Here is a 15796-nt window from a genome sequence, read left to right as displayed (position 1 = left end):
GCCCGCAATCCTGCGTCATCACTCGGTTGTGTATCGACATACACGCCCTCGTTCTTCCTGGTCTTGCGCGCAAACAGATCCCGGCGCGGGCCACGTGGACTATGAGGACTGGCTCTAAGGGGCAATTCGGCTATATTTCCTCGTTGGCTTGGGCGCTATCAAACGGGGCGGCGGGTAGGGAATGGAAACGAGGAACGAGGTCGATATCGCGACAGCCGGTCTGCCGCATCCTGCAGCGACGGTTCCCCGGCCCAAGGCGGTCGTGTGCATGACCAATCACGAGCGTCCGGATTGCGCGCGCATCAATATGGAGATCGTGAGGCTCAACTATCCGGAGCCGTGGCCGATCGTTCATTCCTGCTCAGATGTGACCTACGAGCCGCACATGGAAGACGTGCTGGTTCGTTGCCAACCTCGCACCATCATCTACGGCGCCTTGAATCTGCTGCAGCAGTCTTGCCGTGCGGCAGTGGAGGTTTACAACCCGCAGTATCTGATTCACGTGGAAGCCGATACCTGGGTTTTCGATCAAGGCATCATCAAGCGCTACATCGATCTGCTCGATCGTCATCCGGAGGCTTATCTGGCCGCGTCGACCTGGAGCACCGACCAGCGTCCGCAGTGGCGTCGCCTACGCCATCCGTTCGCGAAAGTGAAACTGGGTGTCGCCAAAGTGCTTAACGCCTTCGGCAACGACTTCGGCATTAAACGCAAGCAGACACTGTCGACGCAATTCTTCATTGCGCGCAACGATCCGCGCTTCTTCAAGATGCTCGATGCGATCCAGCCGACGATCGAGAACACGCTGGAATACGATTTTTATCAGGCGTTCGTGAAAGAGTTCGGCAAAAAAGCGGTTCTCGGCATCACCGAGCGCGAGCCGGTGCATCCGGACAATCGTCATTGGTGCCCCAAGCTGACACTGCACGCCCAGCATTGGCCGGAACAGTTGCCGCGGCCAGCGGATATTCCGGCCGATGGCACGCCGCGACCGGGCGTGACAGGTCAATACGATATTCCGGGCAAGAAAGAAGTGCTGGCCGCGCACGGCTTTCAGCACATCGGCCCGGCGATGCGCAAATTGCTCGAATCGACCGATACGAGCTACTACAACCCCAAAGCCAAGCGGTATTAAAAGCTTGGCGGTGCGAGAATGGCCCGATGAACCTGCTAGCCATCGAAACCGCCACCGAAGCCTGCTCCGTCGCCCTGGTCCACGGTGAAACCGTCATCGCGCGCACCGAGCTGGCGCCACGCCGCCAGGCCGAACGCGTGTTGCCGATGGCCGATGAGCTATTAGCCGAAGCCGGTATCGGCAAACATGCGCTGGATGCGATTGCGGTGGGCCGCGGCCCTGGCGCGTTTACCGGTGTGCGCCTGGCCGTGTCGTTGGCACAGGGCATGGCGATGGCGTTGGGTTTGCCTGTGGTGACGATCTCCTCGCTCGCTGCGCTCGCGCTCGAGGCGCCGGAAGACGATGCTGCCATTCTCGCGGTGATCGACGCTCGCATGGGCGAGATCTATGCAGCCAGCTACCGGCGCGACGCAGGCGGCGGTCTGATCGCGCTGGACGAAGAACGCGTCACCACGGCGGAGTCACTGGTGTTGCCGCAGGCGAGCGCCTGGCAGGTCGTCGGCACGGGCTGGGCAACGTATGCGGACGCTTTGCGTGACCGGCTGGGCGTGGTACCCCGTTCGGCCGATGGCGCCTGCTATCCGCAGGCACGTCACGTGGCCACCTTGGCGGTGAGCGAATTCAAGGCCGGTCGCGCGCATGCACCGGAACTCGCTTTGCCGGTGTATTTGCGCGACAAGGTGGCGTTGACCCTGGCAGAACAGGGGCGCTGAGGCGTCAGCGGGCGATTAAAGCCGCCCAATCACGAGTTGCACTAGCAAGCTGCTGATCGACACCGCAGCCCACACACCCAGGCCCAGCAGAATCGGCCGAGCGCCGGTCGCCGCCATCTTGCGCAAGTTGGCCGACAAGCCGATCGCGGTGAGCGCGACGATGATCATGAACTCCGCCGCCAGGTGAATCGCCGGCTGTATGACCACGGGTACGTAACCCGCCGTGCGCACCGCCGAAGCCACCAGAAACCACAGGATGAACCACGGAAAGATGCGCCACAGACTGAAGTCGCTGACGTTGCCCGAGTGCTTCGCCGCGCGCTTTTCGCGCACGGCCACGGCAATGGCGAGGATCAGGCAGATCGGAATGATCAGCGTGGCGCGCGTCAGCTTCACGATGGTGGCGTAGTCGCCGGCCGCGTTGCTGTAGCTGTAGCCGGCCGCGACCACCGAAGACGTGTCGTTGATGGCCGTGCCAGCCCAAAGCCCGAAACCGAGGTCGGACAGGTGCAGCATGTGCCCCAACAGCGGGAACAGCAGCACCGCAACGAGATTGAACAAAAAGATCGTCGAGATCGCGAACGCGGTGTCGTGATCGTCCGGCTTGATGATCGGCGTCACCGCCGCGATCGCCGAGCCGCCGCAGATCGCGGTGCCCACGCCGATCAGCACCTGCAGCTTGTTGTGCACTTTCATCAAGCGGCCGAGCACCAGCGCGGTGACGAACGCCGTGGTCATCGTCACCATCGTCACGGAGAGCGACTCCAGCCCGGTTTTCGCCACCTGGGTCAGGCTCAGGCCGAAGCCGAGCGCGATGATCGACCATTGCAGGATCTGCTTGCTGGCGAACTGAATACCCGGATTGAAGCTGTCCGGCGGCGCTAGCAGGTTGCGTACGAGGATGCCGAGCACGATGCCGAACACCGGACCGCCGATCAGCGGCATGCGGTGCCCTAGCCACCAGGCCAGCAGCGCAATGCCGATGGCAAGCAATAAACCTGATGCGCGACTGATCGGGCTTGGCGAGGTCATGGGGATCGAGGTGGCATTCATGGCAGAGAGTCCTGGGGGTCGGGTGCATTCTCCTCGCCGGTATCGATTAGGAAAATTTGAAATATCTAATCCATGCCATAAAATAGACTGATGGTTAACGTCAGCCTGCGCCAGCTCGATGTTTTCGTGCAGATCGCCTTGCACGGCAGCGTGCGCGCTGCCGCCGATCGGCTGCACCTCACCCAGCCCGCCGCCAGCATGGCGCTGGCCGAAATGGAGCGGCAGCTGGATGCGCCGGTATTCGACCGCGAGCGGGGGCGGCTGCGGCTCAACGCACGCGGGCGCGAGTTATTGCCGTTGGCGCAGGAGCTGCTCGAACGCCACGCCGAATTCGGGCGGCGCGCTACCGGCAAAACCGCGTCGCTGGCGGGCGAGCTGCGGATCGGCGCGAGCAATACGGTCGGCAATTACCGCGTGGGGGAGTTGCTCGGGGACTTCGTGCGCACTCACCCGCAGGTAGCTATCCGCCTGCGCGTGGCCAACACTGAAGATATTGCCGCGGGCGTGCTCGATCACAGCCTGGATGTCGGCTGCGTCGAAGGTCCGGTCACCCATCCGCTGCTCGAAGCACACCCATGGCGTGACGATGCGCTGGTGGTCTGTGCACCGTTGGATCATCCGCTGGCAAAAAAACGTGTTCTCAAACCCGAACACTTCGCGGGGGCGCGCTGGGTATTGCGCGAGCCCGGCTCCGCGACGCGTACCACCAGCGAGCGTGCGCTCGCGCAGTTACCGCCCGGCGAGACGGTGATCGAGCTCGATCAGATCGAGGCGATCAAGCAGGCGGTGAGCGCGGGACTTGGTATTGCTTGTCTGCCGGAAGTCGCGGTGACCGATGCGCTCGCGGCTGGCCGGCTGGTGGCGTTGAAAACACCGTTCCTGGATCTGCGTCGTAAGTTGTCGATCTTGTTGCACCGAGAGAAATACCGCGGCGCGGCGCTGGAAGCGTTCCTGCATTCGCTGGCCTGACGAACTCAAACCTACGCAGTTTCGACAATAGCCGCGAGAATGGCTTCCGCTTCTTCATGCGTGCGTGCCCGAACGAGTCGGGGCGCATGACGTCGCAGTACGGCGTGATCGAGTGTGGCGAGACGATCGCGCACATGCAGGATCTGGCTGGGATGCATGCTGAATTCGCCCAGACCCAGCGCAAGCAGCAATGCGGTGAAATTGACGTCGCCACCGATTTCGCCGCACAAGCTTACGGGCTTGCCCGCGCGCCGGCCCGCGGAAATCACGTGCGACAGCAAACGCAGCAGTGCAGGTTGCAGCGGGTTGTAGATGTTTTCCAGCGCGTCGTTGCCGCGATCTGCGGCGAGCACGTATTGCGCGAGGTCGTTGGTGCCGATGGCGAGGAAGTCGGCGTGTTCAAGCAGCGCGCGCACGTTGATCGCTGCTGCAGGCACTTCGATCATTGCGCCCAGCGGCAGCTTTTCCGGCAGGTCGACGTTCTCGCGCTTGAGGTCCTGTCGCGCCAGTTTGAACAGCGTGCGCACGGCGATCAGTTCGTCCGGCTGGGTGACCATCGGTACCAGCACGCGCATCGGGCCGTAGCAGGCGGCGCGCAGGATGGCGCGGATCTGCGTGGTGAATACCGCCGGGTGACGCAAGGAGAGCCGTACGCCGCGCACGCCTAGCGCTGGATTCTCCTCGCCACGAATGACCAGGCCGGCGGCATCTGCCTTATCTGCGCCAAGGTCGAGGGTGCGAATGGTGACGGGTGCGCCGCCCATGCCGAGTACCACATCGCGATAGGCGATGAACTGTTCGTCTTCCGACGGCAGGCCCTTGTGGCGCAGGAACAGGAATTCGGTGCGATACAGACCGATGCCGTCGGCGCCGCGCGTGCGCGCCAAAGCGACATCGGTAACGGATTCGGCATTCGCCAGCAGCCGCACATCGATACCGTCGCGCGTCCGCGTGGGTGCATTCGCCAGGCTGGCCAGCCGGCGCCCTTCCAGTGCGGCTTCACGCTGCCAGGCGCGATAGCGGGCGAGATCCTGTGCCGTGGGATGCACCACCGCTTCGCCGTGCTCGGTATCGAGCAGGATCAGGTCGTCGTCGTGAATGGTCGACAGCGCATCGCGCGTACCTACCAGCATCGGCAGGCTGAGGCTGCGCGCAAGAATCGCGCTGTGCGAATACGGACTGCCGGAGCTGGTGATCACGCCGAGCAATCCGTGGCCGGCAAGGTGCGCCATGTCGGCGGGCGCGATCGTATCGGCCACGAGGATTTCGCCGACGCGTGCGGCCAGTTTGCGTTCTTCCACGCTGGTCTGGCGCTGCAAGGCAGAGATCACACGGCCGATCACCTGGTCGACATCTTCCATGCGGCTGCGCAGATAAGGATCGTCCATGGCGCCGAATACACCGGCGAGACGATCGCGCTGCTTTTTCAGCGCGGCGCCGGCGCGATAGCGGCCGATGCTGATCATTTCATCCAGCCCGCGCAGCAGTTCCGCGTCGTCGAGCAGCAGGGTGTGCGCGTCGATGAACTCGTTGACTTCGCGCGCCAGCGCGCCATGCAGTTTGCCGCGCAGTTCGCGCAGTTCGTGGCGTGCCGTGTCCAGCGCTTTGTGGAGGTGCTCAAGCTCGGAAGGAATTTCTTCTTCGGTGAGCGGACGCGTATCGACGTGGTAGCGGCTGGGTTGCACTAGTCTCGCGCGACCCAGGGTCATGCCGCGTGCTGCCATCGTGCCGGCGAGGATTTGCCTCATAGGCAGGTCCCCGGCAATGCAAGGAGCGTGAAGCGGTGAACCGGCGCAGGTTGACGCAGCCCGGATGTCGAGACGACCTCCGTGCTCCGTTTCCCGTTCCCTGTTCCTTGCTTCATCCTTACGCCCCTTCGTCGAATTTTCGCTCGAACAGATCCGCCACTGCGTTGAGCGCGGTCGATTCGTCCGGTCCGTCGGCGCGTATCGTCAACGGCGTGCCGATGCCTGCGGCCAACATCATCACGCCCATGATGCTTTGAGCATTCACTTCGCGACCTTTGCTGATCAACCAGACGGTGGATTTGAAACCTTGCACGAGCTGCACCAGTTTGGCCGATGCGCGGGCATGCAAGCCCAGTTTGTTGGAGACGACAATATCTTTTTCAAGCATGATCGATGAAGATTCCTCCGCGACCGCCGCTGGCCGCGATTTCCGCAAGTTCGTCCAACGGCTTATCGGCGTAGTTGAGCACGCGCAGCAGCATGGGCAGATTCAATCCCGATACGCAGCGTAGCCTTACACCGACGGTACTCAACGACAGCCCGATGTTGCAGGGTGTAGCGCCGTAGAGATCCGCCAACACCAGCACGCCATCGCCGTGATCCAGTTCACGCGCATGCTTGGCGGTCAGCGTGCGCATCACATCCGGATCGGCTCGCGCCGGTACTTCCACGGTGGCGACCCGCAGCGGCAGTTTCGGCAGCACGTGACGTGCCGCTTTTACCAGCGCCTGGCCGACCGACTCGTGGGTCATCAATAACACGCCGACGGTCATGACACGGCGGCTTTGGTGAGTTTGGTTTGAGACAACATGGCTATCACTCGAGTTCACGATGGAAAGTGAGAACGCCTTCGCGGCTGGTGCGGTAGTGCGCGGCGAGTTTTTCGACCAGGTAGACCGAACGGTGACGACCGCCGGTACAGCCAATGGAGATGGTGACGTAGCTACGGTCATCCGCTTCGAAGCGGGGCAGCCACGCGTCGAGCCAGCGCGCCGTATCGGCAAAGTATTCGCCGACCACAGGCTGCTGTTCGAGGAATTCGCGCACTGGACCGTCCTTGCCCGAAAGCGGGCGCAATGTCGGCTCCCAATGCGGATTGGGCAGGCAGCGCGCGTCGAACACGAAATCGGAATCCAGGGGCAGTCCGCGTCGGAAGGCGAACGATTGGAACATCAGCGTGAGACCGGCGGTGGTTTGCGCGTAACCGGTGGCGATCAAGCGGCGCAGCTGGTGTACGTTCAAATCGCTGGAGTCGATCACGCGTTCGGCGATCGCCATCAATGGACGCAACAACCGACGTTCCTCGGCGATTGCATCGGCTAGCGACATGCCTCGTGAAGCTAATGGATGTCGACGTCGTGTTTCCGAGAAGCGCTTCGTCAGCACCGCATCGCTACAGTCGATGAAGATCAGATGCACATGCACGCTCGCCGCCAGGGACGAGAGCACTTTGGGCATGTGTTGAAAATCTTCGTCACGGTTGCGCACGTCCACGCCGACGGCGATGCGTCGGCGATGGCTATCGCCGCGCGTCGCCGCGTCGACCAATTGCGGCAGCAGTGCGCTGGGCAGGTTGTCGACGCAGTAGAACTCCAGGTCTTCCAGTGCGCGCAAGGCCACCGTTTTGCCGCCACCCGACATGCCGGTCAGCACCACCAGATGGATGGCGTTCGGATCGTCGGCAAACAGCAGGCTGATGTTTTCGCTCATGAGGTCACCACGGAGGAAGCCGGCGCATCTGGTGGGCCTGGCGATCCATAAAGCTCATGGCTGGATCGATGCCTTTGCTCTTGAGCATGTGGCTGCGCACGGCTGCCTCCACCAGTACGGCAAGGTTGCGGCCGGGCGCGACGGGCAGGGTGATCATCGGCACCTGCACGTCGAAAATTTCGCGGTGCCCGACGTCTCCGGTCAGGCGCGTCATGCCATCGGAGTATTCGGCCTCGCGCAGTGGCTTGAGGTGCACCACCAGGCGCAGGTATTTGGACGTCTTTACGGACGTGTGACCAAACATTTCGCGCACGTTGAGTATGCCCAGGCCGCGCACTTCCAACAGATCTTGCAGCAGCTCGGGGCAGGCGCCGTCGATCACGTCCGGCGCGATCAGGGTGAATTCGGGCGCGTCGTCGGCGACCAGCCGATGGCCGCGGCTGATCAGTTCCAGCGCCAGCTCGCTTTTGCCGGAACCGGCCTCGCCGGTAATCAGCACGCCAATCGAGAACACTTCCAGCAATACACCGTGCAAGGTGAGACGCGGCGCCATGGTGCGCGCCAAGTGATATTGCATCCAGGTCAACAATTCGTGGCCGCGTTTGGCGCTGATCCACAGAGGCGTGTTGGTTTCTTCCGCCACTTCGCGCAGGTCGGCGGGTATCGTCTGGTCCTTGGTGACGATGAAGGCCACTGGCTGCGTCGCGGCCGCTTTGTGAATCACTTCCCAGCGCTGTCGCGAATCCAGGCCGTCGAGATAGCTCAGCTCTTCGGTGCCGACGATCTGAATCTTGTTCGGATAGATGACGTTGAGATAGCCCACCAGCGAAGGGCGGCGCGCGGGCGTGGAGCCGTACTCCAGCGTGCGTGTTTCGCCACGCATGCCCGCGATCCAGCGCAGCGCCATGCGCTCGTGGATATCGTCGAAGAGTTGTCGTGCGGTGAGGCGGTCCAAGGGCGTTCCTTTGCGCCGCAGAGGCCTGATCGGGGGCGGCGGCAGGAACTATTGTGCCAGCTTGGGCTCGGAGGCGGGTCGTTATGAGGCCCGGGAGGGGGAGGGCGCCCGCCCCATATGGGGGCGGGCGGGGGAGAATTCAGCCGTATTGGCGAACCTCGCGTACTTCGCGCTGGTGCTTGTCGCACAGCTTTTCACGGTATCGGCGCAACTGATTGACGAGCTTGTCGAACATGATGTCGATGGAGGCGTACATGTCAGTACCGGTGGCTTCGGCGTGCAGCGAATTGCCTGTGACGTTCATGGTGGCCTCGGCGCGCTGCTGGAGTTTGTTGACCGAGAGCACGACGTTCAAGCTGACGATGCGGTCGTCGAGGCGGGTCAATCGATCGAGCTTGGCCGTGACATGGTCGCGCAGGGCCGCGGTGACATCGATCTGTTGACCACTGAGTTGAAATTGCATGGTGCGCCTCCTTCTAGAGCTGCCGCCAGCGGCGGCGTGGATCGATGCGCGAATCGCCGTGAAACGATCGTTGCACCGTGAAGCAAAACCTTACTCTTGAATATAGGAACGTTCCGTTTAGTAGCAAGTTCCCGAGCGTTATGACGGCGCCAACATTCAGCTGTTGCGCTGTCGTTCGCTGGAGCTGGGAATACGTAGGATTTCCCTGTACTTGGCGACGGTGCGGCGCGCCACCTGAATGCCTTTACCGTGCAATTCTTCGGCGAGCGCCTGATCCGACAACGGTTTGCGCGGATCTTCGCCATCGACCAGTTTGCGCAGCATCGCCTGAATGGCGGTGGCCGACGCGCTGCCGCCGTCTTCCGTGGACACGCCGCTGGAGAAGAAATACTTCAGCTCGTAGGTGCCGCGCGGCGTGTGGATGTACTTGCGGGTAGTTACACGTGAAATCGTTGATTCATGCATACCCACTTCCTCGGCCACTTCGCGCAGCACCAGCGGTTGCATGGCTTCCGGACCGTAGTCAAGGAAGGCGCTTTGCCGACGTACGATGGCTTCGGCCACCTTCAGCAGTGTTTCGGCGCGAGATTCCAGGCTCTTGATGAGCCACCGCGCTTCCTGCAATTGACCGCGCATCCAGCTTGCGTCGTCACTGCGCGCTCGCGCAATAAGGCCGCAGTAGTGCTGGTTCAGGCTGAGCTTCGGTTGGCTGTCCGGGTTCAGGACCACACGCCAACGGGTGCCATCCTTGCGCGCATAGACGTCGGGCGCGACATATTCCACCGGCGTGATATCCAGCGCGGCACCGGGACGCGGGTCGAGGCTGCGGATCAGGAGTGCTGCGGCCGTGGTTTCCTCTTCGCTGGCATGCATGCGGCGCGCAAGCTTGACCATATCGTTGCGCGCCAGAAGCTCCAGTTCATGTTCGACGATGCGTAACGCCAGATCGCGTTGCGGCGTGCTAGGGTCGAACTGTTCGAGCTGCGCGCGCAGGCAGTCTTGCAAGTCGATACTGGCGACGCCGGCGGGATCGAACTGTTGCAGTTGCCGGCGAACACCTTCCACTTCTTCGAGCGTCGCCTTCAAATGAGGCGGCAACGCCGCAAGGACAGCATCTAGGCCTTCCCCCAGATAGCCGTCTGTGTTCAATGCGTCGATCAGCACCGTGGCGATGGCCTTGGCGCGCGGTTCCATCGGTGTCAGGTTGAGCTGCCATAGCAGGTGTTCCTGCAGGGATTCGGGCGCGGCGTTCTGCGGCTCCATCCCTTCATCGTCGCGGTTGCTTTGGCTGCTACTACCGTTGCCGCTGCCGTTGCTGGACGAGAAATCAATCGGTTGGTCGGCGGTGATATCGGCCTCGGTCCACTCCGGTGCCTCATCGTTATCACTGCTCGCGGACGTATCGCTCTTGGCCGAGAGCGGAGCATCGAATTCGTTCTCGAATTCGCTGTCGCCTTCGTTTTCGTCTTGTTCCGGATCGGCGTCCTCGGCGAACTCGAGCAGTGGATTGCTCTCGGCAAGCTGGCGCAGTTCGGCGGCCAACTCCAGTTGCGACAATTGCAACAGGCGAATGGCTTGTTGCAGTTGCGGCGTGAGAGCCAGCTGTTGATTAAGACGAAACTGAAGTCCCGGTTTCATGCCTGCCAAGAGGGTGAACTTGGCATCATCCTAACCCTTCGCCGGAGCGTCGGCCATAGCCTCTACGACCGAAATGACCGGTCGTGTATGCGGATGTGAAACGACGCAAATTGCAACTTGTGCGGGCGGTTTGAATGGAGTATTACAAGCGGAATTCACGCCCCAGATAAACCTCGCGCACTTTTTCGTCGGCGAGGATGTGCGCGGGCGTGCCGCGCGAGAGCACCTCGCCTTCGTTCATGATGTAGGCGCGGTCGCAGATGCCCAGTGTCTCGCGGACGTTGTGATCGGTGATCAGCACGCCGATGCCGCGTTCCTTCAGGTGTCGCACGATGCGCTGGATTTCACCGACCGAGATCGGGTCCACGCCGGCGAACGGTTCGTCGAGCAACATGTAACGCGGTTGTGCGGCAAGGGCGCGGGCGATTTCTACGCGGCGACGTTCACCGCCGGAGAGGCTGATGCCCTTCTGGCCGGCGATGTGGGCAATCTTCAATTCGTCAAGCAGACTTTCCAGTTCGGCGTCGCGTTTGCGCTGATCGAGGCCTTCGCGCAGTTCCAGCACCGCCATGATGTTGTCCGCCACGCTGAGGCGGCGAAACACCGATGCTTCCTGTGGCAGATAGCCAATGCCGAGCTTGGCGCGCGCGTGCATGGGCAGCCCGGTGATGTCCTGCTTATCGAGCTTGATAGCGCCACCGTCGGCTTCGATCAAGCCCACGATCATGTAGAAACAGGTGGTCTTGCCTGCGCCATTGGGGCCGAGCAGGCCGACCACTTCGCCCTGGCGGATCGAGAACGCGAAATCACGCACGACCTGGCGCGCGCGGAAACTTTTTTGCAGCCCTTCTGCGGAAAGCATGAGTAGCGATTATCCCTTGGTCGGCGCGCTGCTGGCGGGCGCCGGCGTGGTGGGTGAATGGGGAGCCGGTTTAGTCGCGGGTTTGACTGGCGCGGGGGCCGGAGCGCCATTCTTCGGCGTAATGGGCTTCTGCTTCGGCAAGAACGTCATCGACACCGGGCCTTCGTTACCGCTCTCGCCGGCCATGTAACCGGTGTTGGTGTTGTAGGTGAGCTTGGCGCCGCTGGAGTCGCCCTTGTTCTGCTGATGGACCACGGCATGGCCGGTAAGGATTGCGATGCTGTTGACGTTGTCGTAGTACAGCTGATCGGCGTCGCCGGTCATCAGGTTGCCGTTGTCGTCGATCTGTTCGATGTGCGGCCGCTTCTGGGCTGTGCCGGTCACGATGATGTGATCGACCGAGGTGTCTTCCTTAGCCGTGAAGATCTTGGCGACCTGACCGGTCAGCTTCATGGTGCCCTGAGTGATCAGGACGCTGCCCGTGAAGGTGCTGACGGAATTGGGTTCGTTGTAACCGTCCATGCTGTCGGCGTGTACGACATGGATCGGCTGGTTGCGGTCATCCTGCTTTGCCAGCGCCGGCTGCAGGAGCAGCAACCCCGTGGCCAACAGGCTGAGTCGTAGCATTTTTCTGGCGCGGATAGAGGATGCCGTGCACGTCATGGAGCAACTCCAAATGGTTATCGTCTAAGTTGGCACGCATGCCGACGCCGTTCATTACGCTTTGACCCTGCGTCATCACTGCGGGCGCCGTCGTTTCCATGCGGTTCTCTTTCGGCCAGCCGGTGACATCGGAGGTATGCAATGTTGCCATGGGACCCCCGGCATAGGCAGGGCGATACATGTAGACATCGCCGTCCAGCCGCATCAGGGTGCCCGTCTTGTTGACCCAGCCGAAGGGTGCATTGCCCTGCCAGTCCGGCACGCCGGGTTTCTTGGCTTTGATGTCGAAAATCGGCGCATTGATATATAGCGATTCATCGCCCGCGCGGCGATCCATGCGTGGCGCGGTCATGGTGAAGTTGAGCAGTCCGTCGACGTCGTAACTCCACACCTTGGAGGTGTAGAGCACGTAATCCGATACGGGCGGCCCGATAAAATCGTTGGTGGGAGGGGCCCCCGCCACCCAGCGCTGCAGCATCCAGCTTGCGGGTGCGGCAATGGCGAGCACGGCGATGACCACGGTGATGCGGTTATCGCGCAGGTATTGGCGCAGATTCACCGCCAGTGCTCCTGTTCCGCCGCCGTTTTGCCCTGTGCGTGAAGGATCAGGTCGCAAACTTCGCGCACCGCACCCATGCCGCCGCCAAGGTGGGTTTGCCACTGAGCCTGCGCAACCACCCAGGGATGGGCGTTGGCGACCGCAACCGCGAGACCGGCGAGGCGCATGGCTGGAATGTCCTGCAGATCGTCGCCCACGAAGGCCGCCTGTTCGGGCTGCAGATTCAGGGCTTCCAGGATCTGCAGCAGGCATTCGCGCTTGTCGCCCTGGCCCTGGTAGACATGGGCGATATCCAGTTCTTCCGCACGCAGCGCCACGGGATGACTGATGCGCGCGCTGATGATGGCCACTTGCACGCCATGCGTCTGCAGCAGCTTCAGACCCAGGCCGTCATGTACGTGGAACACTTTGGTTTCATGGCCGCTCTCGCTGTACCAGAGGCGGCCATCGGTGAGCGTGCCATCCACATCGAACGCCGCCAGACGGATCTTGGCGGCGCGGGCGAGCAGCTCGGCGGGCAGATTGGCGAGGTAATCCATGAGGCTTCCGTCAAACGACGCGTGCGCGCAGCAGGTCGTGGATGTTCAGTGCACCGACCACACGCTGCGCGTCGTCGACCACCAGCAAGGCGTGAATCTGGTATTTCTCCATCAATTGCGCCGCTTCGATAGCCAGTTTGTCCGCGCCGATCACCTTGGGGCCGCGCGTCATCAAGTCGCTGACCTTGGCGTTGCGCAGGTCGACACCGTCGTCGTCCAGGGCACGGCGCAAGTCGCCGTCAGTGAACACGCCCAGCAGGTGCTGTTCGTGATCGACGACGGCGGTCATGCCCAGATGTTTGCGGGTCATTTCCATCAAGGCTTCGGTAAGGCTCGCGTCAGGGGAGATCGTCGGTATGCCGGTACCTGTGTGCATCACGTCGCTGATGTGCAACAGCAGACGACGGCCCAGGCTCCCGGCGGGATGAGAACGCGCGAAGTCCTCAGAGGTAAACCCGCGTGCCTCCAGCAGGGCTATCGCCAGGGCATCGCCCATCACCAGCGCGGCCGTCGTGCTGGCCGTAGGTGCCAGGCCCAGCGGGCAGGCCTCGGCGGAAATACCAGCATCCAGATGCACGTCGGCCTGGCCGGCGAGGGAGGAGTCCGGGTTGCCGGTAATGGCGACCAGCGGGATGCCTTGGCGCTTGATCACGGGCAGGATGAAGAGAATCTCATCCGTCTCGCCGGAGTTGGACAAGGCCAGCACCACGTCCTGCGGCAGAATCATGCCCAGGTCGCCATGGCTGGCCTCGCCCGGATGGACGAAGAAAGCAGGCGTGCCGGTGGAGGCCAGGGTGGCGGCAATCTTGCGCCCCACATGGCCGGACTTGCCCATTCCGGTGACCACCACGCGCCCTTTGCAGCCCAGGATCAGCCGGCAGGCGTCGACAAAAGTCTCGTCGATCCGCGGCTCCAGCGCGCGAATGGCGGCTGCCTCGGTGGCGATGACCGTGCGTGCGCTGCGCACGATGGCGGCAGCATCCACCCGGGTGGACTTGGCTTTGACGATGGGTGCGTTCATGCGTCCTCGATGACGGCTGGCGGCTGACGGGGGTCGCCTGTGTCGTTTCTGCGACAGCAGATTTCCATTAACATGGCACATTCGCATTCTATCTTGATGCCTGACGCCAATGGCTCGCCCCTTAACATCGAGCGGCCGGCGTTCAGGATCTCCGCAGTGGAAAACCAATGGACGCAGCCAGCATCCAGGCAATGATTGAAACGGGCCTGCCCGGAGCACAGGTGAACGTGCAAGGGGACGATGGCGTGCACTTCGAGGCAGAAGTGGTGGCTGCGCAGTTCGCGGGCAAGTTGCCCCTGGCGCGGCACCGGCTGGTCTACGCCACACTCGGGGACCTGATGGGGGGCGCTATCCATGCGCTCGCGCTCAAGACTCTCACACCGGAAGAAGCCGCTGCGCGCCGTTGACGGTCGCGGCAGCCGCTCTCCCGATTTCGTTTACTTAAGGGTTCCTGATGGCCAAAATTCTGATCAGCGGCGGCGAGCCGCTACGTGGTGAAGTAGGTATTTCCGGCGCCAAGAACGCCGTGCTGCCGATCCTCGCGTCCTGTCTGCTGGCCGACGAGCCGGTGACGATCAGCAACGTGCCACACCTGCACGACGTCACCACCACCATGGAACTGCTGGGCCAGATGGGCGTGCAGCTCATCCTGGACGATCGCATGAAGATCCAGGTCGATCCGCGCTCGGCCGATCGCTATTTCGCGCCGTACGAGCTGGTGAAGACCATGCGCGCGTCGATCCTGGTGCTCGGGCCGCTGGTGGCGCGTTTCGGTCAGGCGGAAGTGTCGCTGCCCGGAGGCTGCCAGATCGGTTCGCGTCCGGTCGATCAGCACATCCGTGGCTTGCAGGCGCTCGGCGCGGAAATCGAGGTCGAGAACGGCTACATCCGAGCCCGCGCCAAGCGCTTGAAAGGCGCGCGCATCGTCATGGACATGGTGACCGTTACCGGTACCGAGAACGTGATGATGGCCGCGGTGCTCGCCTCCGGCACCAGCATCATCGACAACGCCGCGCAGGAACCCGAAGTGGTCGACCTGGCCAATTGCCTCAACGCGATGGGTGCGCAGATCGAAGGCGCCGGCACGTCGACGATGGTGATCCATGGTGTTGAACGCCTGCATGGCGCGTCGTACGAAGTTCTTCCCGATCGCATCGAAACCGGCACCTTCCTGGTCGGTGCGGCAATGACCGGCGGCAAGGTACGTGCGCGCAACGCGCGCGCCAATACACTCGATGCCGTGCTGGCCAAACTGGAAGAATCCGGCGCGCACATCTCCACCGGCCCGGATTGGATCGAGTTGGACATGCAAGGCCGCCGTCCTAAAGCCGTGAACATCACCACGGCGCCGTATCCTGCGTTCCCGACCGATATGCAGGCGCAATTTACCGCGCTCAACTGCGTCGCCGAAGGCGTAGGCATCATCACCGAGACGGTGTTCGAGAACCGCTTCATGCATGCGCACGAGCTGCAGCGGTTGGGTGCGGACATTCGCCTGGAAGGTAATACGGCGATCATCCAGGGCGTGAACAAGATGAGCGGAGCGCCGATCATGGCGACCGATCTGCGCGCGTCGGCCTGCCTGGTGTTGGCGGGACTGGTTGCCGAAGGCGATACCACGGTCGATCGCGTGTATCACATCGATCGCGGCTACGAGAACATCGAGGAAAAGCTCGGTGGTCTGGGCGCGAAGATTCGGCGCATGCCGACCTGATGCTTCCGCTAAGAAAAGGGCCGCGCAAGCAGCCCTTTTCTCTTGTGGAGGAGT

General features: G+C 62.4%; 18 protein-coding genes. 5 read left to right on the top strand and 13 right to left on the bottom strand.

The genetic code is table 11. From position 1 onward, the window contains the following. Positions 1–181 precede the first annotated feature (181 nt). Together QQL64_RS13740 and tsaB are read left to right on the top strand one after the other, a co-directional pair. Positions 182–1135: a hypothetical protein gene (locus tag QQL64_RS13740; RefSeq protein ID WP_284400704.1), complete on the top strand. Its 954-nt coding sequence runs from the start codon at positions 182–184 to the stop codon at positions 1133–1135. Between the two features lie 26 nt (positions 1136–1161). Further along, entirely contained in the window at positions 1162–1848 is a 687-nt protein-coding gene (gene tsaB, locus QQL64_RS13735) for a tRNA (adenosine(37)-N6)-threonylcarbamoyltransferase complex dimerization subunit type 1 TsaB (protein WP_284400702.1), read from the top strand. Between the two features lie 15 nt (positions 1849–1863). Here the strand turns inward: tsaB and QQL64_RS13730 are convergent, their stop codons facing one another. Further along, positions 1864–2793, bottom strand: coding sequence for a YeiH family protein (locus QQL64_RS13730; protein ID WP_404601066.1), 930 nt, complete (start codon positions 2791–2793; stop codon positions 1864–1866). A gap of 198 nt (positions 2794–2991) precedes the next feature. Between QQL64_RS13730 and QQL64_RS13725 the strand changes: the two genes are divergently transcribed. Beyond that, positions 2992–3870: a LysR family transcriptional regulator gene (locus tag QQL64_RS13725; protein WP_284400699.1), complete on the top strand. Its 879-nt coding sequence runs from the start codon at positions 2992–2994 to the stop codon at positions 3868–3870. 11 nt (positions 3871–3881) lie between these two features. Here the strand turns inward: QQL64_RS13725 and ptsP are convergent, their stop codons facing one another. The 12 genes from ptsP to QQL64_RS13665 form a co-directional block, all read right to left on the bottom strand. Beyond that, positions 3882–5618 carry a phosphoenolpyruvate--protein phosphotransferase gene (ptsP, locus tag QQL64_RS13720; RefSeq protein ID WP_284400697.1) on the bottom strand — a complete coding sequence of 579 codons (1737 nt, stop codon included), beginning with the start codon at positions 5616–5618 and terminating at the stop codon, positions 3882–3884. Positions 5619–5736: 118 nt separating this feature from the next. Then, a complete protein-coding gene (locus tag QQL64_RS13715) occupies positions 5737–6006 on the bottom strand; it encodes an HPr family phosphocarrier protein (protein ID WP_284400694.1) in 270 nt (89 codons plus the stop codon). Continuing rightward, positions 5999–6391 (bottom strand): PTS sugar transporter subunit IIA, encoded by a 393-nt coding sequence (locus QQL64_RS13710; protein ID WP_126673254.1) that lies wholly within the window; start codon positions 6389–6391, stop codon positions 5999–6001. Before QQL64_RS13710 ends, QQL64_RS13715 begins: the two co-directional genes overlap by 8 nt. A 43-nt stretch (positions 6392–6434) precedes the next feature. Beyond that, the gene (gene rapZ / locus QQL64_RS13705) at positions 6435–7328 is read right to left on the bottom strand and encodes an RNase adapter RapZ (RefSeq protein ID WP_284400689.1); all 894 of its coding nucleotides are present in this window, start codon (positions 7326–7328) and stop codon (positions 6435–6437) included. 4 nt (positions 7329–7332) lie between these two features. Further along, the gene (gene hprK, locus QQL64_RS13700) at positions 7333–8283 is read right to left on the bottom strand and encodes an HPr(Ser) kinase/phosphatase (RefSeq protein ID WP_284400687.1); all 951 of its coding nucleotides are present in this window, start codon (positions 8281–8283) and stop codon (positions 7333–7335) included. 139 nt (positions 8284–8422) lie between these two features. After that, positions 8423–8746: a ribosome hibernation-promoting factor, HPF/YfiA family gene (gene hpf, locus QQL64_RS13695; RefSeq protein ID WP_284400686.1), complete on the bottom strand. Its 324-nt coding sequence runs from the start codon at positions 8744–8746 to the stop codon at positions 8423–8425. A 156-nt stretch (positions 8747–8902) separates the two neighbouring features. Continuing rightward, on the bottom strand, positions 8903–10384 hold the full coding sequence (locus QQL64_RS13690) for an RNA polymerase factor sigma-54 (protein ID WP_284400684.1): 1482 nt from the start codon (positions 10382–10384) through the stop codon (positions 8903–8905). Between the two features lie 142 nt (positions 10385–10526). Further along, on the bottom strand, positions 10527–11246 hold the full coding sequence (gene lptB / locus QQL64_RS13685; protein ID WP_284400682.1) for an LPS export ABC transporter ATP-binding protein: 720 nt from the start codon (positions 11244–11246) through the stop codon (positions 10527–10529). A 9-nt stretch (positions 11247–11255) separates the two neighbouring features. Next, the gene (gene lptA / locus QQL64_RS13680) at positions 11256–11843 is read right to left on the bottom strand and encodes a lipopolysaccharide transport periplasmic protein LptA (protein WP_284400680.1); all 588 of its coding nucleotides are present in this window, start codon (positions 11841–11843) and stop codon (positions 11256–11258) included. After that, positions 11806–12468, bottom strand: a complete 663-nt coding sequence (gene lptC, locus QQL64_RS13675; RefSeq protein ID WP_284400679.1) for an LPS export ABC transporter periplasmic protein LptC — start codon at positions 12466–12468, stop codon at positions 11806–11808. Before lptC ends, lptA begins: the two co-directional genes overlap by 38 nt. Next, entirely contained in the window at positions 12465–13007 is a 543-nt protein-coding gene (locus tag QQL64_RS13670) for a KdsC family phosphatase (protein ID WP_284400678.1), read from the bottom strand. The genes lptC and QQL64_RS13670 overlap by 4 nt, the downstream gene beginning before the upstream one ends. A 10-nt stretch (positions 13008–13017) precedes the next feature. Beyond that, positions 13018–14028, bottom strand: coding sequence for a KpsF/GutQ family sugar-phosphate isomerase (locus tag QQL64_RS13665; protein WP_284400676.1), 1011 nt, complete (start codon positions 14026–14028; stop codon positions 13018–13020). Positions 14029–14195: 167 nt separating this feature from the next. Here QQL64_RS13665 and QQL64_RS13660 point away from each other — a divergent pair, with 167 nt between their 5' ends. Continuing rightward, the gene (locus QQL64_RS13660; protein WP_284400674.1) at positions 14196–14435 is read left to right on the top strand and encodes a BolA family protein; all 240 of its coding nucleotides are present in this window, start codon (positions 14196–14198) and stop codon (positions 14433–14435) included. Between the two features lie 47 nt (positions 14436–14482). Next, positions 14483–15742, top strand: a complete 1260-nt coding sequence (gene murA, locus QQL64_RS13655) for a UDP-N-acetylglucosamine 1-carboxyvinyltransferase (RefSeq protein WP_284400672.1) — start codon at positions 14483–14485, stop codon at positions 15740–15742. Positions 15743–15796 lie beyond the last annotated feature (54 nt).

Origin of the sequence: Dyella lipolytica, assembly GCF_030160075.1 — a bacterium.
Taxonomy (GTDB): Bacteria; Pseudomonadota; Gammaproteobacteria; order Xanthomonadales; family Rhodanobacteraceae; genus Dyella_B; species Dyella_B lipolytica.
The sequence above is the reverse complement of the archived record's forward strand: the minus strand, read 5'-3'. Positions and strand labels throughout refer to the sequence as shown.